This is a genomic window from Vibrio comitans, from assembly GCA_024346835.1.
GTDB classification, from domain to species: domain Bacteria; phylum Pseudomonadota; class Gammaproteobacteria; order Enterobacterales; family Vibrionaceae; genus Vibrio; species Vibrio comitans.
The window spans coordinates 1,923,095-1,939,412 of sequence record AP024866.1; the positions used below are offsets into that span (position 1 = coordinate 1,923,095).

Genomic DNA, 16,318 nt, shown 5'->3' on the forward strand with positions numbered 1-16,318 from the left:
CCCATCGCACATGGCCAAAAAACGAACTATCTAAAGACAAAAAAAGGGGAACCTAACGTTCCCCTATTCTTACTATTTATTAATCAGCTTAGTGCAGCTTCAAGTTTGGACGCAATGCTCGGTTGATTCTGCCCACTAGCATCATTAGACCAGTTTTAAACATACCGTGCAGCGCCATTTGGTGCATGCGATACAGTGAAATATACACCACTCTAGCAATACGACCTTCAACCATCATTGACCCTTTGGTCAGGTTACCCATCAAGCTACCTACCGTAGAGAAACGGCTAAGTGATACTAGTGAACCATGGTCTTTGTATTCGTATTCTGACAGCGCTTTGTTGTTCATCATTGCCAAGATATTACGGAATGCATGGCTAGACATTTGGTGAGCAGCTTGCGCACGAGGTGGCACAAACTTGCCATCTTTTTGAGTGCACTGAGCCAAATCACCAATAACGAAGATGTGATCGTCACGCGTCGTTTGTAGCGTATCCTTAACCACTAACTGGTTAATGCGGTTGGTTTCTAATCCCGCGATATCTTTAATAAAGTCTGGAGCCTTGATGCCCGCAGCCCACACCATGATTTGTGCAGGTATCTTCTCGCCATCTTTAGTCGTCAAGCCCGTTTCATCAGCCAATGTCACCATAGTCGCAGTGCGAACGTTCACACCTAGCTTTGTCAGCTCTTGGTGAGCAGACTGAGAGATACGAGGAGGCAGTGCAGGCAAAATGCGTTCACCAGCTTCTACAAGGCTAACGTTAAGCTTACTTGAATCTAGGTCACCAAAGCCGTAGTTGCGAAGCTCTTTCACTGCATTGTGCAGTTCAGCTGACAGCTCAACACCGGTCGCGCCCGCACCAACGATAGCAATATCAACCTGACCTTGACCAGATTGAGCGTGCAATTTAAGGAACTGATTGTTCATTTCTTCACGGAAACGGTGTGCCTGCTCAGGGCTATCTAGGAAGATACAGTTGTCGCGTACGCCCGGAGTATTAAAATCGTTAGAGGTTGAACCTATCGCCATAACAAGGTAGTCATACTCTAGCTCACGCTTAGGGATAAGCAGTTCACCATTGGCGTCTTTCAACTCCTCAAGAATGATAACCTTGCGCTCACGATCGATATCGCACAAGCTTCCCATCTGGAAGTCAAAACCGTGATTCTTCGCATGAGCACGGTAGCTTAAAGCATCCACGCCCGCATCCAGAGATCCGGTTGCTACTTCGTGTAGAAGAGGCTTCCAAAGGTGGCTGGCCTTACGGTCCACCAAAGTCACGCTAGTATTTTCATTGCGTCTAAACTTGTGACCCATTTTGGTTGCTAGCTCTAATCCACCAGCACCGCCGCCTACAATAATGATTCGTGTCATTTCAACACTCCTTGATACAAATGATAATTTTTGATTTCAAGCCCGCTTGTGCGCACTTGTGAGAATTTGGTTGAGTATCAATAGACACTGTTGTTCACGTTCAGTTCTTTGGGGCGATTCTATTCTCGCCTCTCAATTTTTTTTGATCTAAATCAATTTATTTTTAATCGCATTATATCCAATTCGACTAACTGAGCAACCAACAATCCACAAATAACCCCAATTACTGTAATGAAATTGTCATTATATTGGTCGATTAAGAACGATCATTGCACTATTTGCATAAAAAAAGACCTGCTCGTAGGCAGGTCTCATTAAATCAAAATGGATGAATTGTCTTGTTAAGCATTCTTAAATGCTTTAATCGATTGTAGATGCTGAGAGATTTTCTTGAACTTATGTGTCTCATGCTCATCCCAAACGATCTGGTAGTAGTCTTCCAGCGCATCAGCGGTTACCGTGTTGTCATGGATCTCGTCATGTTTCGACAGTATCACCATACAGCGGTCTTTATTCTTAATTCGATACTGCTCTACACATTTAGTGGCAATATCATCATATTCTTCTGGGCGGTCAATTCGGCCTTGCATGGTGCGCTCTGGGTGCAAGTTTGGATTAAAGATCACCTGCTTAATACCGCACAAGAAACCAATACGCTCAGACCAATATCCGCCAAGGCCTACGCCACAGATAATTGGATTCTTATCATCTGATGACTCGATGGCTTTGTGCACTTCCTTTAGAAGGTGTGCCATATCATGCTTAGGATGCAACGTACTGTAGTTGATGAAACGTACGTCCTCGTCGATAAACTGAAGTTGCAGTACCTTCTCGTGGTTACCTGGGCTAGTTGAATCAAAGCCGTGAAGATAGATAATCATGGAGCCTTCCTTGTAAATGCTGACAGCCACTGGTTGAGATATATCAGCTGCCGAAAATAGTCACTACTCATTTAAATCTAACACGTATTCAGACAATAAGAAGTTGTCGAATGGAAATTGTTGCTGCCATTTCTTGAGCCACATCAAGTATTGAAGAAATTATTGATAACAACAAACCTAGCTGCGATAAATAAAAAAGGCCAGCAAACTGCTGGCCTCTAACGCTTAAGCTAAAATTACAGTCCAAACAAGCTCTTAGACTGCTGCTTACGAATCTCAGTTTCATCAGCCCATTCAATCAAGCCGGTCTCTAGATCCATCAAACGCATGGTCATTTTGTAGTACACGTCTTTATCACTACCCGCATCTTTTACGATACTTGATAGGTTGCCGTAAAGCATATATTGCGCTCCCACCATCTTACCAAATTGAATCGCGCTGCTTTGATCAACAAGCTCATCATTGTTTTGGAAGTTAAGCTGCTTACGTACTGACTCGACACGGTCCATATCCACAAAACGGAACTTACCAGAGTTCAACATTTTTGTGCTTACAGAATCGGTAATCGATTCGGTATCAATGTGCTCGCTGGTTTTGTTTTTGATACGCTCTACAAACACAATCGGACGCTGATCTTTGGTAATCGCTGCTACTGAACCTGAGTTAAGCATGCTATCTACCATTTCACCGGCAATTTTCTGCAGATCTGTAGACCCAAAATCAACGGTCGTTGTTTCTACAGCTTGCGCGTCACCATAGTTTACCTTGTTTGAACAGCCACCAAGAATGACAGCTAGGCCTAATAACGCAACTACACTTTTTTTCATCTTATTTCCTTAGTTGTCCGACTCACGGATTTGTACTCTAAACTGAGTCCCTTCCGGATGGATTGAAACTTCAGAGAAGGTTCGTGTCTCGAAACCTCTCACTACATCTTGTCTCCAAGCTGAAGGCTTGGTATTTACTTCTAGCCCATTGTCGTCGTACCAATAAAAGCGATATTGGATACGTAAATCAGCCTTATAAGTACTGCTCACCGTCACTATGCCTCTAGTGCGGCCGTCTTTTTCTACCGTCGCAATATCATCAACGATAAGGCGACTGCCTAATACGTTATCGCCAAAGAGTACCTTTTGACTCTTTCCATCCACTCTTAAGCCTGCAGTGTTTTGAGAACAGCCTGCCAGTGCTACAAGAGCCACGAACAGTAGCGCCAGTTTTTTCATTATTGTATCGCTCCCAATTGTTTGTGCCATATTGTCACGTTACTACCCTGTCTTGATAGCCATACTAAGGTAGTCTCACCCTCTCGTACAGAAAACTCGTGACTCGTTCCTGCCACAGTTAACTGGTGAGAACCTACTTCTAGTGTAGCACCTGAACTGTATACCTCGGCTGGCAAAGACTGCCAACTGCGAGTATCCGGTTGCTCCGTTAGAGTATTAAAAACGTTAAACAAAACATTGGTTACATCATCACCGTTTGCTGCTTCTTTACGCAACCGATCTTTTGTTACTGTGCGTAAAACCTGACGCAGTAGAATCTTAGGCATTTGCTCCGTCAGTTGGTTGCTAGCCATGAGATTAACGTCGACTAATTCATCTCCGTCAATGCCTTTGCCATCCAGCTGCAATGCGCCAAATCGTTGACCCGCATTATTATTGTAATACGGCAGCGCAACCGAATAGAAACCAACATCGCCGCGACTATCCTTAACAGGAATGGTGATTCGCCAATCATCCATCGCTTTGACCACGCCTCGTTCATCTAGGATGATCACGCGTCCCTCGCCTTTAGGTAGAGGCTGGTAAGGTCCATACTGTTTGGTTAGTAGCTCTAGATCTTGTCGCATACCCAACAGGGTTGCCACTCTAAGCGCTCCATCAATGACTTGCCTGTTATCCGGTGCCACTGCAAGTGCGCGGCGATAATCGACGTAAGCACTGTTAGGGTCGCCTTGTGTTTCATACAGCAGTGCTGACAAATACAATAAATAGCCATTTTGAACCGCTTTTAGTTTGTCTCCAGCATCTGGGTAGCGAGACAAAACGCTTCCCAAGTTTGGACTCAAACCACTTTTCTTCATATCAGCTTCTGCTGACTTAAGATCAGATTCTCTTTGTCGTTTAGCACGCTCTTGCACTTGGTTGGCACGGCGCATCTCGACCAATGCCCCTTCAAGACTATTAATCTGGATGTAATTTAACCCCAGATATAAATGCAAAAAGCCCAGTTCATAGTCCGCAGGCTCATAATTGGTAATATTGTCATTAACGGCCAAAGCGCCAACACTGGTAGCAGTATCACTGACAGAAATTAGCGCCTGGTCTTGCCATTCACGTACCGCTCTATCGCTCAGCTCAAAAGACGCTTTACTGGCTGGATACGTGGAAGCCAAGAAATTAACGCGCCCTTTCTCCATATTATCCAGAATGTCGCCCGCTCGATAATCAGGGAGTTTTTCTTGCGCCGTTACATAATCACCAGCCTGCACGGCTTGATAAACAGATTTGTTTTGGGCGGTATAGTGGCTAAACAAATTACCAGCAGAAAGAGAAGAACAGGCAGTGATTACTGCGCTGCTCATCACAATCAAACAAAAACGAATTGATTTATTCAACGCCAACATTAACCAACCAACATTGGGCCTAGTGGCTTACCACCTACAAGGTGCATGTGGATATGATAGACCTCTTGGCCGCCAAAAGAATTACAGTTCACAATAAGGCGATAGCCATCTTCTGCAATACCTTCTTCTTTAGCGATCTTTGCGGCTACGGTAAACATGCGGCCTAGCGCTCGCTCGTCTTCTTCTGTAGCGTCGTTTACGGTTGGGATCACATGATTGGGAACAATCAGAATGTGTGAAGGAGCTCGCGGATTAATATCGCGAAAAGCGGTCACCAAGTCATCTTGATGAATTAGGTCAGTTTGTATCTCTTGACGTATGATTTTACTAAAAATAGTTTCTTCAGCCATGGTATTTCTCTAGCCCGTTCCGTAGTTGTATCAAGATTGTATCATTACCTAGATAAATGCAAACTTCCTGAGGCGTAAAATAATAAAGGAGTACCTTTTCAAATTTGGAAACTAAGATTAGTGTAAGCAATTGTAATTTTTAGACATCCTCGCTATCTATAAAGATAAGATGTCAGTTGCATTCGGTTACACGAATCTTATAACAATTAAAAAAGAAGGACCCCTTATGCCAATTCAAATTGGTATTATCGACAAAGACCCGATCAGATTGGTCACCCCTTTGCTCGATGATAGAGCCTCAAGTCGTCATACAATATTTATAGGCGACTCTTCTCAAAAACCTATGTTCGATAAACTGAGCATTGTACTTGGTATGCGCGGTATCAAGAGTGAGTTTTTTGAGATCCCCAACGTCTCCAATACCGCCATCATAAAGAAAGAAATCATCCAGTTGGCTGAGCGCTTAAAGCTCACGGGTGAACAAATCAAACTTAATGCAAGCTGCGGACTTCGCCACCGTTTACTTTCAGTCTATGAAGTCGTGCGCAGCTACAGATGGCCTATTTTTGTAGTTGAGCCCAATACCGATAGTCTTAGTTGGTTGTACCCCGACGGCCTGCAAGACGCTCAGGTGCAAGACCACATCACCATTGCCGATTATCTGACGATTTTTGGTGCTCAGGCAGAGTTCCCCGATCCCAATGACGCTATCCAAATTGACGATACGCTACTTAAGATCTGTGAAAAATGGGCAAGCAACGCGCTAGAGCTTGGTCCAGGCCTTGCCACACTCAATTTCTTAGCTACCACCTGTCGCAAAGAGCAAAAGCTTGATGTGGCTCTGTCAGAAAAGCAGCAAGGCTACCGAGAGCTTAATATCCTGCTTCAAGATTTAGTTGATTCTGAATTGGCTACTTACAGCAACGGCGTACTGACCTTCCGCTCAGAACAAGCAAGGCGCTTCTCTAACGGTGAATGGCTAGAGTCTTATGTGCATACACAGGTTAAATGTGTACAAAGAGAGTTGACCACCATTCAAGACTGTTCTTTGAATGTTCAAGTGACGCGTAAGATTGGCGAAAAAGAAGTTCGCAATGAACTGGACGTCGCCACTGTTGTGAATAACAAACTGCATATCATTGAGTGTAAGACTAAGGGTATGCGTGATGACGGTGACGATACACTCTACAAGCTTGAATCCTTGCGCGATCTACTTGGTGGATTACAAGCTCGAGCGATGCTAGTCAGTTTTAGACCTCTGCGCTATAACGACATTACCCGAGCCATGGATCTTGGGCTTGGCTTGATTGGCCCTGAGGAACTAAAAGATTTGAGAAGCCATTTACGAGAGTGGTTAATCAAAGCAGGTGGAACAGACCTGATCTAACCCCTTAAAGAGCAAAAGGCCTGATTGAATCAGGCCTTTTTTAATCATTTAACTCTCAGAACTAAGACTCAAGTACACGCCTTGCCGCTTCCACGACCGTGCGAATAGATAGTCCTTCAATCTCTTTCATCTTCGACTGATCAGGGATCTCCTGCTGAGTTCGGTTGATAATCACCCCAGCAACACAACCTGCTCGAAGCCCTGAACTCGCACACATAGTCAGTAGGGTTGCAGACTCCATTTCAAAGTTTAAAACCCCCATGTCCTGCCATTCCTGCATGGAACCTTGGAATCGCTTAACCACGCGGCCGCTAAAGGTGTCATATCGTTCCTGACCAGGATAAAAGGTATCACTCGATGCTGTCACACCCGTGTGTACGGTGGCTTTCTCGCTAAGTGCAGCTTCCTTCATCGCCAGAGCAATATTAAAATCGGCTACCGCAGGAAATTCCATTGGTGCGAAGTGTAAGCTGGCACCATCAAGACGCACAGAGCCTGTGGTTACAATCATATCTCCAACATTAACATGAGGCTGAATTGCACCTGTTGTGCCCACTCTCAAAAACGTATCCACGCCAAGCTGAGCCAACTCTTCTACTGCAATGGAAGTTGAAGGACCACCAATACCCGTAGAGCATACAACCACTTTTTTACCTGCAAGATCAGCGAGGTAAACGGTGTATTCTCGATGACTGGCAAGAAACACTGGGTTGTCCATACATTCAGCAATACGCTTAACACGGTCCGGATCACCCGGAATAATGGCCAATGTTGCGCCCTGCAGATCATTTTTATTTACGCCCAAGTGAAACACGTTTTGTTCAGTGGTCATCACAATACCCTTCTAATGTGGTCATTATTTAGCGACTACTCTAGACAATATAACCACGACCAATTGTGACTATGATCACGATTATCGATTACCTAGTTGGAGTGGTTTCAAGGTTAAACGGTTGCTATCACATTCTAGAATAAGAAAAGGGTTACCACGCAGTTCAAAAACAAAAAAGCCTCGAAAAATCGAGGCATATCTGATTCACATCAAAGGCATCAAAAACTAGATTGGATTTTTAAAGCATAAATCTATCGATGCACCTACCGCTTTAAGAACGTCACTGCGTGAGATAATGCCTACCAGTTTTCCAGCGTCAATCACCGGATACACCTTCGGCTTGCCTACTTGCATCATTGACGCCAAATCAATAATTGAAGTCTCAGGGGTCACTGATAGTACTTCTTTATACATGCAGTCGCTGACAATGTGTGTGTCTTGGCAGTGGTAGCTCACCTTAATGAGCTTATCGAGCAAATCTTGCTCTGATAAGAATCCCACCACTTCTTCTTTTTCGTTGATAACCGGTCCACCCACATGTGTGGAGTGCAAAACTTTTTCCAGTGCTGCAGACAATGACATACCTGGGGTAAATGTAACTGCTTGATGGTTCATATAATCTTTAACTTTTAATGACTGCATTCTGGACTCCTTCCACACAACGTCACTCTACCTGTTAAGTGTCGACCAAATTTGAGAATTTACTAAATTGTTTTTACCTATTTCAGTAATAACCCCATTCTTTCAACTCTCAATGAAAAGCATTAGATGTTCAAAACGCTAGACCAAAGCCTAAACTCTTCCTGTATTTAGCGTAACCAAATCTGATAAAGTTATACGCTGTTTTCTTGGGCTCTATATCATGTTTAATCAAATATTCTCTTCTACTAAAAAGTGGCTTTCAGAGCTAAGTGAGTTTCAATCGAGAGTTTGGGTCGTTCACGTTAAAGAAAGCCGCTTTAAAGATGAGTCCTTTGTCATATGTGAGGATAACTTTAAAGAACACCTTGAATGGATGAAACGCAGAGACTACACAAAAGAGATGCTTGAATCGGTTGAGCAAATGAAGCCTTCACAAGTTCGAGTTTTTAAGCTGTCAAAAGCAGAACATCAACTAATGAGGGTAAAGTAATTGCCCTAGCACAATTGCCTAAAACTATTTAACAAACTCACTGTTTTTTAACGAGAAATAGTCTAATTTTAATGGAACACAAGGATTTGGTTTCATTATGACAATGACGTCTCGCAAACAGAAAATTAGCGCCGCTTTCTGCGCCATTGCCCTCTCTTCTACTTGCCTCGCTGAGTCAGAGCTAGACTCTTCTGACCAAAAACCCGAACTGACCGCCCCTGCTTGGTTCATTGAAGTTCCCTCTGTACCCACAAAATTTGATTGGCTACTCGTCCACAAAGGCGAACTTCTTGGTGGTGACATCATTGCTATGTATGACGAACGCGTTGAGTTTGATAGTGATGAAGTGGGCGTCCATAAAGTGAAAATGAAGGATATTAAGGAGTTAAGAACCAAAGACGTCATGCAGTTGCGCTTTCTCGATGGCACCATCATAGAGGGGCATATTGTCATTGATGAACAAAATGTCTACTTGATGGAGCTTCCTTCTGTTACCTATCCAAGGGAAAACATATTGTCTATTTCACCCTCCGAGAAAAGTGGTGAGAGCTTATGGATCGGGGAGATCAGTGCCGGGTTAAATTTCAAATCAGGTAACACGGAAAGTTTTGATTATTACATTAGCGGTGACCTACGCTACTTAATCAGTTCAGGACGTTTTAACGTCACCTATCGCGGGGTATACGAAGAAGTTCGTGAAGAAATCACAGGTTCTAGCGTGACCACAGAAGATAACCATCGTGTGACGGCAAAATACGACTATTACTACTCAAAAAAATTGTACTTCACACTACCCAGCTACGATCTGATTCTCGATGAATTTAGGAACATTGACCACCAGACCTCTTTGGGTGTCGCTCTTGGCTATGAAGTCATCGACATTAAAGGAATGGATCTCAATGTCTATGCCGGTCCAAGTGTTCAGTATACCCAGTTTGTTAACGTAGAAGCAGGCGAGGAAGACCAAGTAGTGTCTCCTGTGCTGGCCTTTGGTCTTGATTTTGAATATGACATTACGTCCGATCTGGAGTTCTTTCTCATTTATGACGCTAAAGTCGTGAACGATGCATCAGGTAAGTTTATTCAGCGCATCGAAACTGGATTTGATATTGAGCTCATCGATGACTTTGATTTAGAGCTGATTACCGTTATCGACAACACCATAGAACCTATTGCAGATGAGGACGGAAATCAGCCAGAAGCCACGGATATCGTGTTTACCGTAGGCATTGAATACGAATTTTAAGCACACTGGTGCTATACATCATTGCCATAAGCACATAAAATGTAACGATATTTCACATATTCATAACGTGATACTTACCTAAAAATGGATGTTAGAGGTAAACATGAGCGACCAAAAAGAAAATCAAACCGAAAAATCACAACCAGAAGCTGAGGCTCAGCCAGCCGCAGAGCAAGCAAGCGCCCCACAAGCTGAGACAGAAGCCCCGCAAGACCAGCATGATCCGGTAAAAAAAATCACACGTAATGTCTTCATTGTTGTCGGCCTCATTTTCGTTTGGTATTTGTTTGCTGACAGACATACTCCTTGGACCGATGAAGCTCGCGTACAAGCATACGTTATTCCAATTATTCCACAGGTTTCAGGGAAAATACTTGAGGTCAACGTCTCCCAAGATGATGTGATACAACGCGGTTCACCCCTGTTTCGAATCGATCCTGCAGACTACGAATTAAATGTAGAGCTTGCTGAATCTGAATTGGAAATTGCCGGTCAAGAAATCGGGGCTGGTATGGCAAGTGTAGTCACGGCACAAGCAGGGCTGGTAGAAGCTCAAACCAATTTAGAGCACGTCAATGTGCAAAGTGCTCGCGTATTCGAACTTGAGCAACGTAAGCTCTACTCAAAGTCCGATGGCGATAAAGCACGTGCTGCGATTAAGCAAGCTAAAGCACAAGTTAACAGCGCAGAGGCTAACCTTGATAAAGCAAAGCAATCTCTTGGCGCTGAGGGCGAAGCCAACCCAAGAATAAGAACGGCAATGGCTAAGCTCAAGCAAGCACAGCTAGACTTGAGCAGAACACAGGTTCTTGCACCCACTACTGGTGGCATCACTAACTTACAAGTGGATGTGGGTTACTACGCTAATCCAGGCGCACCGGTACTGACCTTTATTGACGCAGATGATGTCTGGATTGAGGCTAACCTTAAAGAAAATAACTTAGCTAATCTGAAGATTGGCGATCCGGTCGACATTTCTTTAGACATTACCCCAGGTAAGATCTACAAAGGTAGCGTAAGAAGTATTGGCTTTGCCGTCGCCAGTGGGTCTAATGACGCCGTAGGCGGGTTAGTTACAGTAAAATCGAGTTCAGGCTGGCTTCGTGATCCTCAGCGTTTTCCCGTTGTTATCTCTTTTGAAGAAGAACTGCCAACAGGTGTACGTCGTGTAGGTGGACAAGCTGATGTTCAGTTCTACACCAGCAATAACTTTGTGCTAAATGGAATAGCAAAAGTGTACATTCGCTTGTTGAGCTGGATCTCCTATGTCTACTAAGACTCGCTCCCAAAGTTCAAACATCAAGCTCGCATTGCAAGATGCGACAATGGTTAAACAGCTTCGATTTGCAGTAGGGGTGTCCACCTCAGCTGCGATTGCCTACATTTTTAATTGGCCACTCGCTTTCCTATTCCCTATTTTCACAACCCTTCTGCTGTCAATGCCAGTCCCTCAAATGACCCCAAAACAGCTTGGGGTGGGATTATTTAACACCGTCAAGGGATTTAGCTTCGGCCTGTTTTTTTCAGTGGTATTGATCAAGTTTCCTGTGATCTTCTTGATCTTAATGTTTTTGGCCTTGTTCAATATCTATTACTACCTCAACCGAGGGGGCTCATTTTGGTTAACGTTAATGTCTATGTTTTCGATGTTAATTTTGCCAATGTTGACTTACATGTCTGAAGGACTAGCGATAGGCTTTTCTCTTGGATTTGTCGCATCTGCATGGGCCGCGATGCTGTTTGTGTTTGTTCTGCATTTTGTTGTTCCCGATACTAATAAGATCACGCTGCCCTCTCCTCCTCCATTTAAAAACGTCTACTCGCCAGTGGCTGCACAATTTGCCTTAAAGAGTACCTTGGTTGCTTTCCCGATAGTGGCATTTTGCATCACCTTTGCCCGTACCGATCTGCTGCTGACGATGATTTTTGCTGCCATGTTTACTCTTAAACCCGAGCTAAGTGCGGGTAAAGAAGCGGGACGAAATTCTCTTATCTCCACCATACTCGGTGGCCTGATTGCGTTCGTGTTCTATTGGGGGTTGGTGGCGGTACCGCTGTTTCAGTTTTTCATCATTTTGATGTTTGGTATCGCGCTGTATATGGGCATGAATATTTTTTCATCTAACCCTAGAGGCAAATACTACGGCTCTGCGATGACGTGCATCATTGTTTTGATCAACGGCAACATGGGTGCCGACTCTGACTTTATCAGCGCGTTAGTCTCAAGGATATTCTTCATATCACTAGCCATACTCTACATTATTGTTGCACTGCGAGTCCTAGATGCCTTTGTATTTGATAAAAAGAAACCGAGCTAGCACCCTGCGTTCCAATAACAACAAAGCCCACAACTGATATCAGCTGTGGGCTTTTTTAATAGGTTGACGACTTATTAGAAGTCAGCGGTCATACCCACATACCAAGTTCTTGGGTCGATAGCGTAGCCGCGAGAGGTTACCTCTACCTCGTCAAAGCGCTCATCGGTAAGGTTCTGAACGCCTGCACGCAACCTGAACTGCTGATGAATCGCGTAATTTACGCCTAGATCTGCTGTAATGAATGAAGGACGAGATACATTGTCATCATTAGAAATGATGGTCTCACCTGTATAGTTCACTCGAATAAAGGTGTCTAAATCGTTATTCACCGCCCAGCCTAGTCGCGCCATCGCTGAGTGGTCAGGACGGTCTTCAAGAGCTTCATTGGTAGTCTTATCTTCAGTATCTAAGAAGGTATAGTTACCACGAAGATTCACAGCCTCGGTGATTTCATAGCGTGCTGAGAATTCAAAGCCTTGAATCACAGCTTCGTCTACGTTTTTGTAAGTGTAAACATCTAAGCCGCCGACGTTGCCCACAGGGTTGTCTCGGTCTTGCTCAATCAAGTTTTCGATTTCATTACGGAAAATACCAGCTTCTACCTGCCAGCTCATATCCACATACGCAACCGAAGCTTCATAGCTGATGCTCGTTTCTGGGTCTAGGTCAGGGTTACCGACGACCTGGCAACTGCCTTTACAGCTAGTAATAATGTTCTCTTCAGACAATTGAAGCAGTGTTGGCGCGTTAAATGCAGTGCCTACACCACCCTTGATGGTGATCTTGTCGCTGAAATTATTAACCAAGTAAGCTCGCGGACTCCAGTGCGCGCCAAAGTCATCATGAATATCAACACGAGTACCAAAGGTAAACGTATAATCATCAGCTAGCGCCCATTGATCCTGCACAAACAGAGCATACTGGTTAACACTCGCTGTACCCGTTTGGGTTAGGCTGTCTGGGTTATTCAGCTCTGAATAGTTCCAGTCAGCACCTGAAGTAACCGTATGATCATTCAAGTAAGTAGTGGCATGACCATTCACAGAGTGGTTCACTTCATCGATGTCGTAGTAGCCCAACGTCGTGTTGTGATTATCCTTGCTTACGACCGCGTCGCGGTTATAGCGCAGTAACGTATCACCCCAATCCCATACACCGTTATAGGTAACCGCTTGAGTGTCTCGCTTCACACGCTGGTCTGACTCGGTCAATCCTGCAGTCGACTCAATCACGCCCTCGCGGTCATCATCTGAGTAGGTAAAGTCGAAAGAAAGGTCGTGGTCTTGGTTGATATACCATAATAAGCCACCCGTTAGCGCCAGTGTATCGCGCTCTTCAAGTGCGGTTGCCTCTGAGCGGTCATAGTCGCCATTGTTACCTGTCGCGATACCGGTATAAGGATTCCAAGCATCACGCGCACTTTGACTGACAGAAAAAGACATAAATAGAGTGTCATCAATCAGTGAACCAGATGTGCTTAAGCCAGTTGAGTATTCACCACCATCGTCATCATCGCGATATCCGTAATCGGCGTTAAATTGAGTACGCCATTCATTCTCTGGCTTTTTGGTGATCACGTTAATTACGCCACCAAGCGCCTCTGAACCGTACAATGCAGACATTGGACCACGAATAACTTCAATACGCTGAATGCTTTCTTTTGGAATTGTTGACAAGTCGAAGTCATTACCACGGAAGATAGCATTCGAAGAGCTTAGTTTACGACCGTTAACCAAGATCATTGTGAACTTTGAGTCCATACCACGAATAGAGATCATCTCTCTACCTGCGCGCCCACCATCCATTTGACTCTCAACACCAGCAATATTCTTTACTAGATCGTTAAGAGCTGTACCTGGTTCTGCCATCAATTCTTCCGCGGTGATGACAGAAATGGTTGCTGGAGCTTCGATGACGGAGGTTTCTGTATGTGTAGCTGTAACTACCATCTGCTCATCAGTTTTCATTTCTTCGTTGGCATACGCCGAAGATGACAGAACTGCGAGTATGGCAGTAGAGACTTTGGTGCGAGTTGACATGGATACCACTGCTTTTCGTAATAATAATGATAATGTTTCGCATTAACATACTCGACAGTGGCCATACTTACCAAACACAACCGAATGCATAAGCTGAATTGCTAGTATTCAGCTTATGAATAATGAGCGCTATTTGAACAAACCGGCTAACTCACGCTATAAATTTCTTTTATCAATTCTCTAAACCAAGTGCACATACCATCGTTTTGAAAGCGCTTATGCCAATATAGGTACACTTGCTCTTTATCTGAGCGTATCTCCTCCGGAACCTCTTTCAATACCAACTTACCTGTCTTAGCCACTTCTTTTGCATAAGGCGTGGGTAAGTGAAAAATCACATCGCTACATTCCGCGATAGAGGAAGCAAGATTGAAATTGGTCAACGAAACAGGAACGTTAAGCTGCTCGTCTTTTCCTAGATAGCCTTTTTCCCTCAAGCGATTTTGCAAGTTAAAGCGTTTATCACCATATAAAGAAATACGGCCAAGCTGCGCAGTCAAAAGATCTTCAACCTGAATCTTCTTTTTTTTCGCCAATGGATGGGAGTGACTCATCAATAAACGAAAGTCTCGCTTTTGCAGAGGCAAACGATACAGGTTTTGCTGTCGATAGTCGGGCTGAGCTGTACTCATAACAAAATGCACGTCACCACTTTCTAAACAGGAGAAATGGTGTTGGGGTACAGTATCTACCGCCATGTGCATATTCGGTGCTCGTTCTCTTAATTCAGAAAACAGTTTAGGGATCAGCGCCGTAGCCTGAGGAACCAAAGCAAACAACTTAATGGTCTTAGTTGAAGAAGCAGGATCAAAGCTGTCACCTTGCATTAAGGCTTCGAGTCCTTGCAGTACCTGGTCCAGTTCAGACTGCAACACCTTGCCGCGTTCTGTAATTTGATAGCCCTCTCCAGAGCGAATCAGTAATTCATCGTTAAACACTACTCGCAGTTTTTGCAGAGCACGACTTACCGCTGGCTGGCTTAACCCAAGTGTGAGTGCCGTATTGGAGACATGCTTCTCTTCTAGAAGCTGTTTAAGAACGATTAGGAGATTGAGATCCAAGTGGCCGCTATTCAATAAGTGCATAGTGATTATTCCGAATATATATTTGACGGATTTTATGCATTTGATAACTTATGTCAATTGAAATTAATTCTCATTTGTAATTATTCAGGTTGTGATATTAGCACTATGTTAAAAAATAAAACCATAAAGCATCTAGTGACCTCATTATCGGTTCTTTGCTGCGCCCTTGTGCCACAAGCGATTCAAGCAAAAGAAATCACCCATACAATGGGAACTATCGAAATTACTCAAACACCGAAACGAATCGTTGTGTTGGGCCACGGTAGCCTAGATATCCTTGACGAACTCGGTGTTCAGCCCGTTGGTGTAGTAAAACCTCTGCTCCCTCATTTTATCTCGCATTATGCAGGAGATGATTATCAAACCGTTGGATCTCTTAAAGAGCCCAACTTTGAGACTATCTTCATGCTAAAGCCAGATCTCATCATTGCTGAAGGCCGTCAGGCACCAATGTACAAAGAGCTGAGCCAAATTGCGCCAACTTATCTATTTCAAATAGACAATCAAGACTATTGGAAAACAACCCAGCACCACTGGCGTATGTTAGGTGAAATCTTTGAAAAACAAGATGAAGCTGAATCTCTTATCGCTAAAACCGATGAACGAATGAAGAGTGTGCACGCTAAAAATAGTCAAGAAAACCTTCGCACTCTAGCGGTGATGAACAATGGTAACAATCTTGCTATGTATGGTGAAAAGAGTCGTTTTTCCATCATATTTGAAGACTTTGGCTTTGCACCAGCAACTGCTCAGTCTCAGAAACCTACAGGCCCTCATGGGAATCTGATTTCATTTGAATACATCGCAGAAGCAAAGCCTGATGCCATGATTATTCTGGATAGAGAGCAAGCCATTGGCACCAGCAACGGTCGCGCTAAAGCCCTATTTGATAATGCATTAGTACACAGTACTCCTGCATACCAAGACCAGAAAATGGTCTTCATGGACCCAGCAGCATGGTATCTGAGTGCTGGCGGATACAAAGCAACGCACATCATGATTAATGATGTTGAATCTGTTCTGTAATGGGTTCTAAACGAC

16 protein-coding genes are annotated in these 16,318 nt (G+C 44.0%); 6 read left to right on the forward strand and 10 right to left on the reverse strand.

The genetic code is table 11. The features are described 5' to 3' along the window. Positions 1–88: 88 nt before the first annotated feature. The 6 genes from OCU46_RS08795 to hinT form a co-directional block, all read right to left on the reverse strand. Entirely contained in the window at positions 89–1,378 is a 1,290-nt protein-coding gene (locus OCU46_RS08795; protein ID WP_141268485.1) for an NAD(P)/FAD-dependent oxidoreductase, read from the reverse strand. Between the two features lie 341 nt (positions 1,379–1,719). Further along, a complete protein-coding gene (ycfP, locus tag OCU46_RS08800; RefSeq protein WP_141268487.1) occupies positions 1,720–2,259 on the reverse strand; it encodes an alpha/beta hydrolase YcfP in 540 nt (179 codons plus the stop codon). 236 nt (positions 2,260–2,495) lie between these two features. Beyond that, positions 2,496–3,086, reverse strand: a complete 591-nt coding sequence (gene lpoB, locus OCU46_RS08805; RefSeq protein WP_017029724.1) for a penicillin-binding protein activator LpoB — start codon at positions 3,084–3,086, stop codon at positions 2,496–2,498. Positions 3,087–3,095: 9 nt separating this feature from the next. Beyond that, entirely contained in the window at positions 3,096–3,485 is a 390-nt protein-coding gene (locus OCU46_RS08810) for a YcfL family putative periplasmic lipoprotein (protein WP_141268489.1), read from the reverse strand. Next, positions 3,485–4,879: a COG3014 family protein gene (locus tag OCU46_RS08815; protein ID WP_371858827.1), complete on the reverse strand. Its 1,395-nt coding sequence runs from the start codon at positions 4,877–4,879 to the stop codon at positions 3,485–3,487. The genes OCU46_RS08810 and OCU46_RS08815 overlap by 1 nt, the downstream gene beginning before the upstream one ends. Before the next feature lie 8 nt (positions 4,880–4,887). Then, a complete protein-coding gene (hinT, locus tag OCU46_RS08820) occupies positions 4,888–5,238 on the reverse strand; it encodes a purine nucleoside phosphoramidase (RefSeq protein ID WP_141268493.1) in 351 nt (116 codons plus the stop codon). Positions 5,239–5,464: 226 nt separating this feature from the next. Between hinT and OCU46_RS08825 the strand changes: the two genes are divergently transcribed. Then, complete coding sequence (locus OCU46_RS08825) at positions 5,465–6,625, forward strand: Card1-like endonuclease domain-containing protein (RefSeq protein ID WP_141268495.1); 1,161 nt, start codon at positions 5,465–5,467, stop codon at positions 6,623–6,625. Between the two features lie 61 nt (positions 6,626–6,686). Here the strand turns inward: OCU46_RS08825 and udp are convergent, their stop codons facing one another. Next, entirely contained in the window at positions 6,687–7,457 is a 771-nt protein-coding gene (gene udp / locus OCU46_RS08830) for a uridine phosphorylase (protein ID WP_141268497.1), read from the reverse strand. 225 nt (positions 7,458–7,682) lie between these two features. Next, positions 7,683–8,099, reverse strand: a complete 417-nt coding sequence (locus OCU46_RS08835; RefSeq protein ID WP_141268499.1) for a CBS domain-containing protein — start codon at positions 8,097–8,099, stop codon at positions 7,683–7,685. A gap of 220 nt (positions 8,100–8,319) precedes the next feature. On the opposite strand from OCU46_RS08835, the gene OCU46_RS08840 reads away from it, so the two are divergent. The 4 genes from OCU46_RS08840 (at position 8,320) to OCU46_RS08855 (ending at position 12,153) form a co-directional block, all read left to right on the forward strand. After that, a complete protein-coding gene (locus tag OCU46_RS08840; RefSeq protein WP_141268501.1) occupies positions 8,320–8,589 on the forward strand; it encodes a hypothetical protein in 270 nt (89 codons plus the stop codon). 97 nt (positions 8,590–8,686) lie between these two features. Beyond that, positions 8,687–9,835: a DUF481 domain-containing protein gene (locus OCU46_RS08845; protein ID WP_141268503.1), complete on the forward strand. Its 1,149-nt coding sequence runs from the start codon at positions 8,687–8,689 to the stop codon at positions 9,833–9,835. Between the two features lie 103 nt (positions 9,836–9,938). Further along, positions 9,939–11,111: an HlyD family secretion protein gene (locus OCU46_RS08850; protein WP_141268505.1), complete on the forward strand. Its 1,173-nt coding sequence runs from the start codon at positions 9,939–9,941 to the stop codon at positions 11,109–11,111. After that, positions 11,101–12,153, forward strand: a complete 1,053-nt coding sequence (locus tag OCU46_RS08855; protein ID WP_141268507.1) for a DUF2955 domain-containing protein — start codon at positions 11,101–11,103, stop codon at positions 12,151–12,153. Before OCU46_RS08850 ends, OCU46_RS08855 begins: the two co-directional genes overlap by 11 nt. Before the next feature lie 74 nt (positions 12,154–12,227). On the opposite strand, the gene OCU46_RS08860 is transcribed toward OCU46_RS08855, so the two are convergent. Further along, positions 12,228–14,192 (reverse strand): TonB-dependent receptor domain-containing protein, encoded by a 1,965-nt coding sequence (locus OCU46_RS08860; RefSeq protein ID WP_141268509.1) that lies wholly within the window; start codon positions 14,190–14,192, stop codon positions 12,228–12,230. Between the two features lie 146 nt (positions 14,193–14,338). Next, positions 14,339–15,277: a LysR family transcriptional regulator gene (locus OCU46_RS08865; RefSeq protein WP_141268511.1), complete on the reverse strand. Its 939-nt coding sequence runs from the start codon at positions 15,275–15,277 to the stop codon at positions 14,339–14,341. A gap of 105 nt (positions 15,278–15,382) precedes the next feature. Here OCU46_RS08865 and OCU46_RS08870 point away from each other — a divergent pair, with 105 nt between their 5' ends. Next, positions 15,383–16,303: a siderophore ABC transporter substrate-binding protein gene (locus tag OCU46_RS08870; RefSeq protein WP_208733509.1), complete on the forward strand. Its 921-nt coding sequence runs from the start codon at positions 15,383–15,385 to the stop codon at positions 16,301–16,303. Positions 16,304–16,318 lie beyond the last annotated feature (15 nt).

What these genes read in the sequence shown, in the direction of transcription:
- OCU46_RS08795 (WP_141268485.1), bottom strand. Translation starts at nt 1,378, where the DNA reads ATGACACGAATCATTATTGTAGGCGGCGGTGCTGGTGGATTAGAGCTA.
- ycfP (WP_141268487.1), bottom strand. Translation starts at nt 2,259, where the DNA reads ATGATTATCTATCTTCACGGCTTTGATTCAACTAGCCCAGGTAACCAC.
- lpoB (WP_017029724.1), bottom strand. Translation starts at nt 3,086, where the DNA reads ATGAAAAAAAGTGTAGTTGCGTTATTAGGCCTAGCTGTCATTCTTGGT.
- OCU46_RS08810 (WP_141268489.1), bottom strand. Translation starts at nt 3,485, where the DNA reads ATGAAAAAACTGGCGCTACTGTTCGTGGCTCTTGTAGCACTGGCAGGC.
- hinT (WP_141268493.1), bottom strand. Translation starts at nt 5,238, where the DNA reads ATGGCTGAAGAAACTATTTTTAGTAAAATCATACGTCAAGAGATACAA.
- OCU46_RS08825 (WP_141268495.1), top strand. Translation starts at nt 5,465, where the DNA reads ATGCCAATTCAAATTGGTATTATCGACAAAGACCCGATCAGATTGGTC.
- udp (WP_141268497.1), bottom strand. Translation starts at nt 7,457, where the DNA reads ATGACCACTGAACAAAACGTGTTTCACTTGGGCGTAAATAAAAATGAT.
- OCU46_RS08835 (WP_141268499.1), bottom strand. Translation starts at nt 8,099, where the DNA reads ATGCAGTCATTAAAAGTTAAAGATTATATGAACCATCAAGCAGTTACA.
- OCU46_RS08840 (WP_141268501.1), top strand. Translation starts at nt 8,320, where the DNA reads ATGTTTAATCAAATATTCTCTTCTACTAAAAAGTGGCTTTCAGAGCTA.
- OCU46_RS08845 (WP_141268503.1), top strand. Translation starts at nt 8,687, where the DNA reads ATGACAATGACGTCTCGCAAACAGAAAATTAGCGCCGCTTTCTGCGCC.
- OCU46_RS08850 (WP_141268505.1), top strand. Translation starts at nt 9,939, where the DNA reads ATGAGCGACCAAAAAGAAAATCAAACCGAAAAATCACAACCAGAAGCT.
- OCU46_RS08855 (WP_141268507.1), top strand. Translation starts at nt 11,101, where the DNA reads ATGTCTACTAAGACTCGCTCCCAAAGTTCAAACATCAAGCTCGCATTG.
- OCU46_RS08860 (WP_141268509.1), bottom strand. Translation starts at nt 14,192, where the DNA reads ATGTCAACTCGCACCAAAGTCTCTACTGCCATACTCGCAGTTCTGTCA.
- OCU46_RS08865 (WP_141268511.1), bottom strand. Translation starts at nt 15,277, where the DNA reads ATGCACTTATTGAATAGCGGCCACTTGGATCTCAATCTCCTAATCGTT.
- OCU46_RS08870 (WP_208733509.1), top strand. Translation starts at nt 15,383, where the DNA reads ATGTTAAAAAATAAAACCATAAAGCATCTAGTGACCTCATTATCGGTT.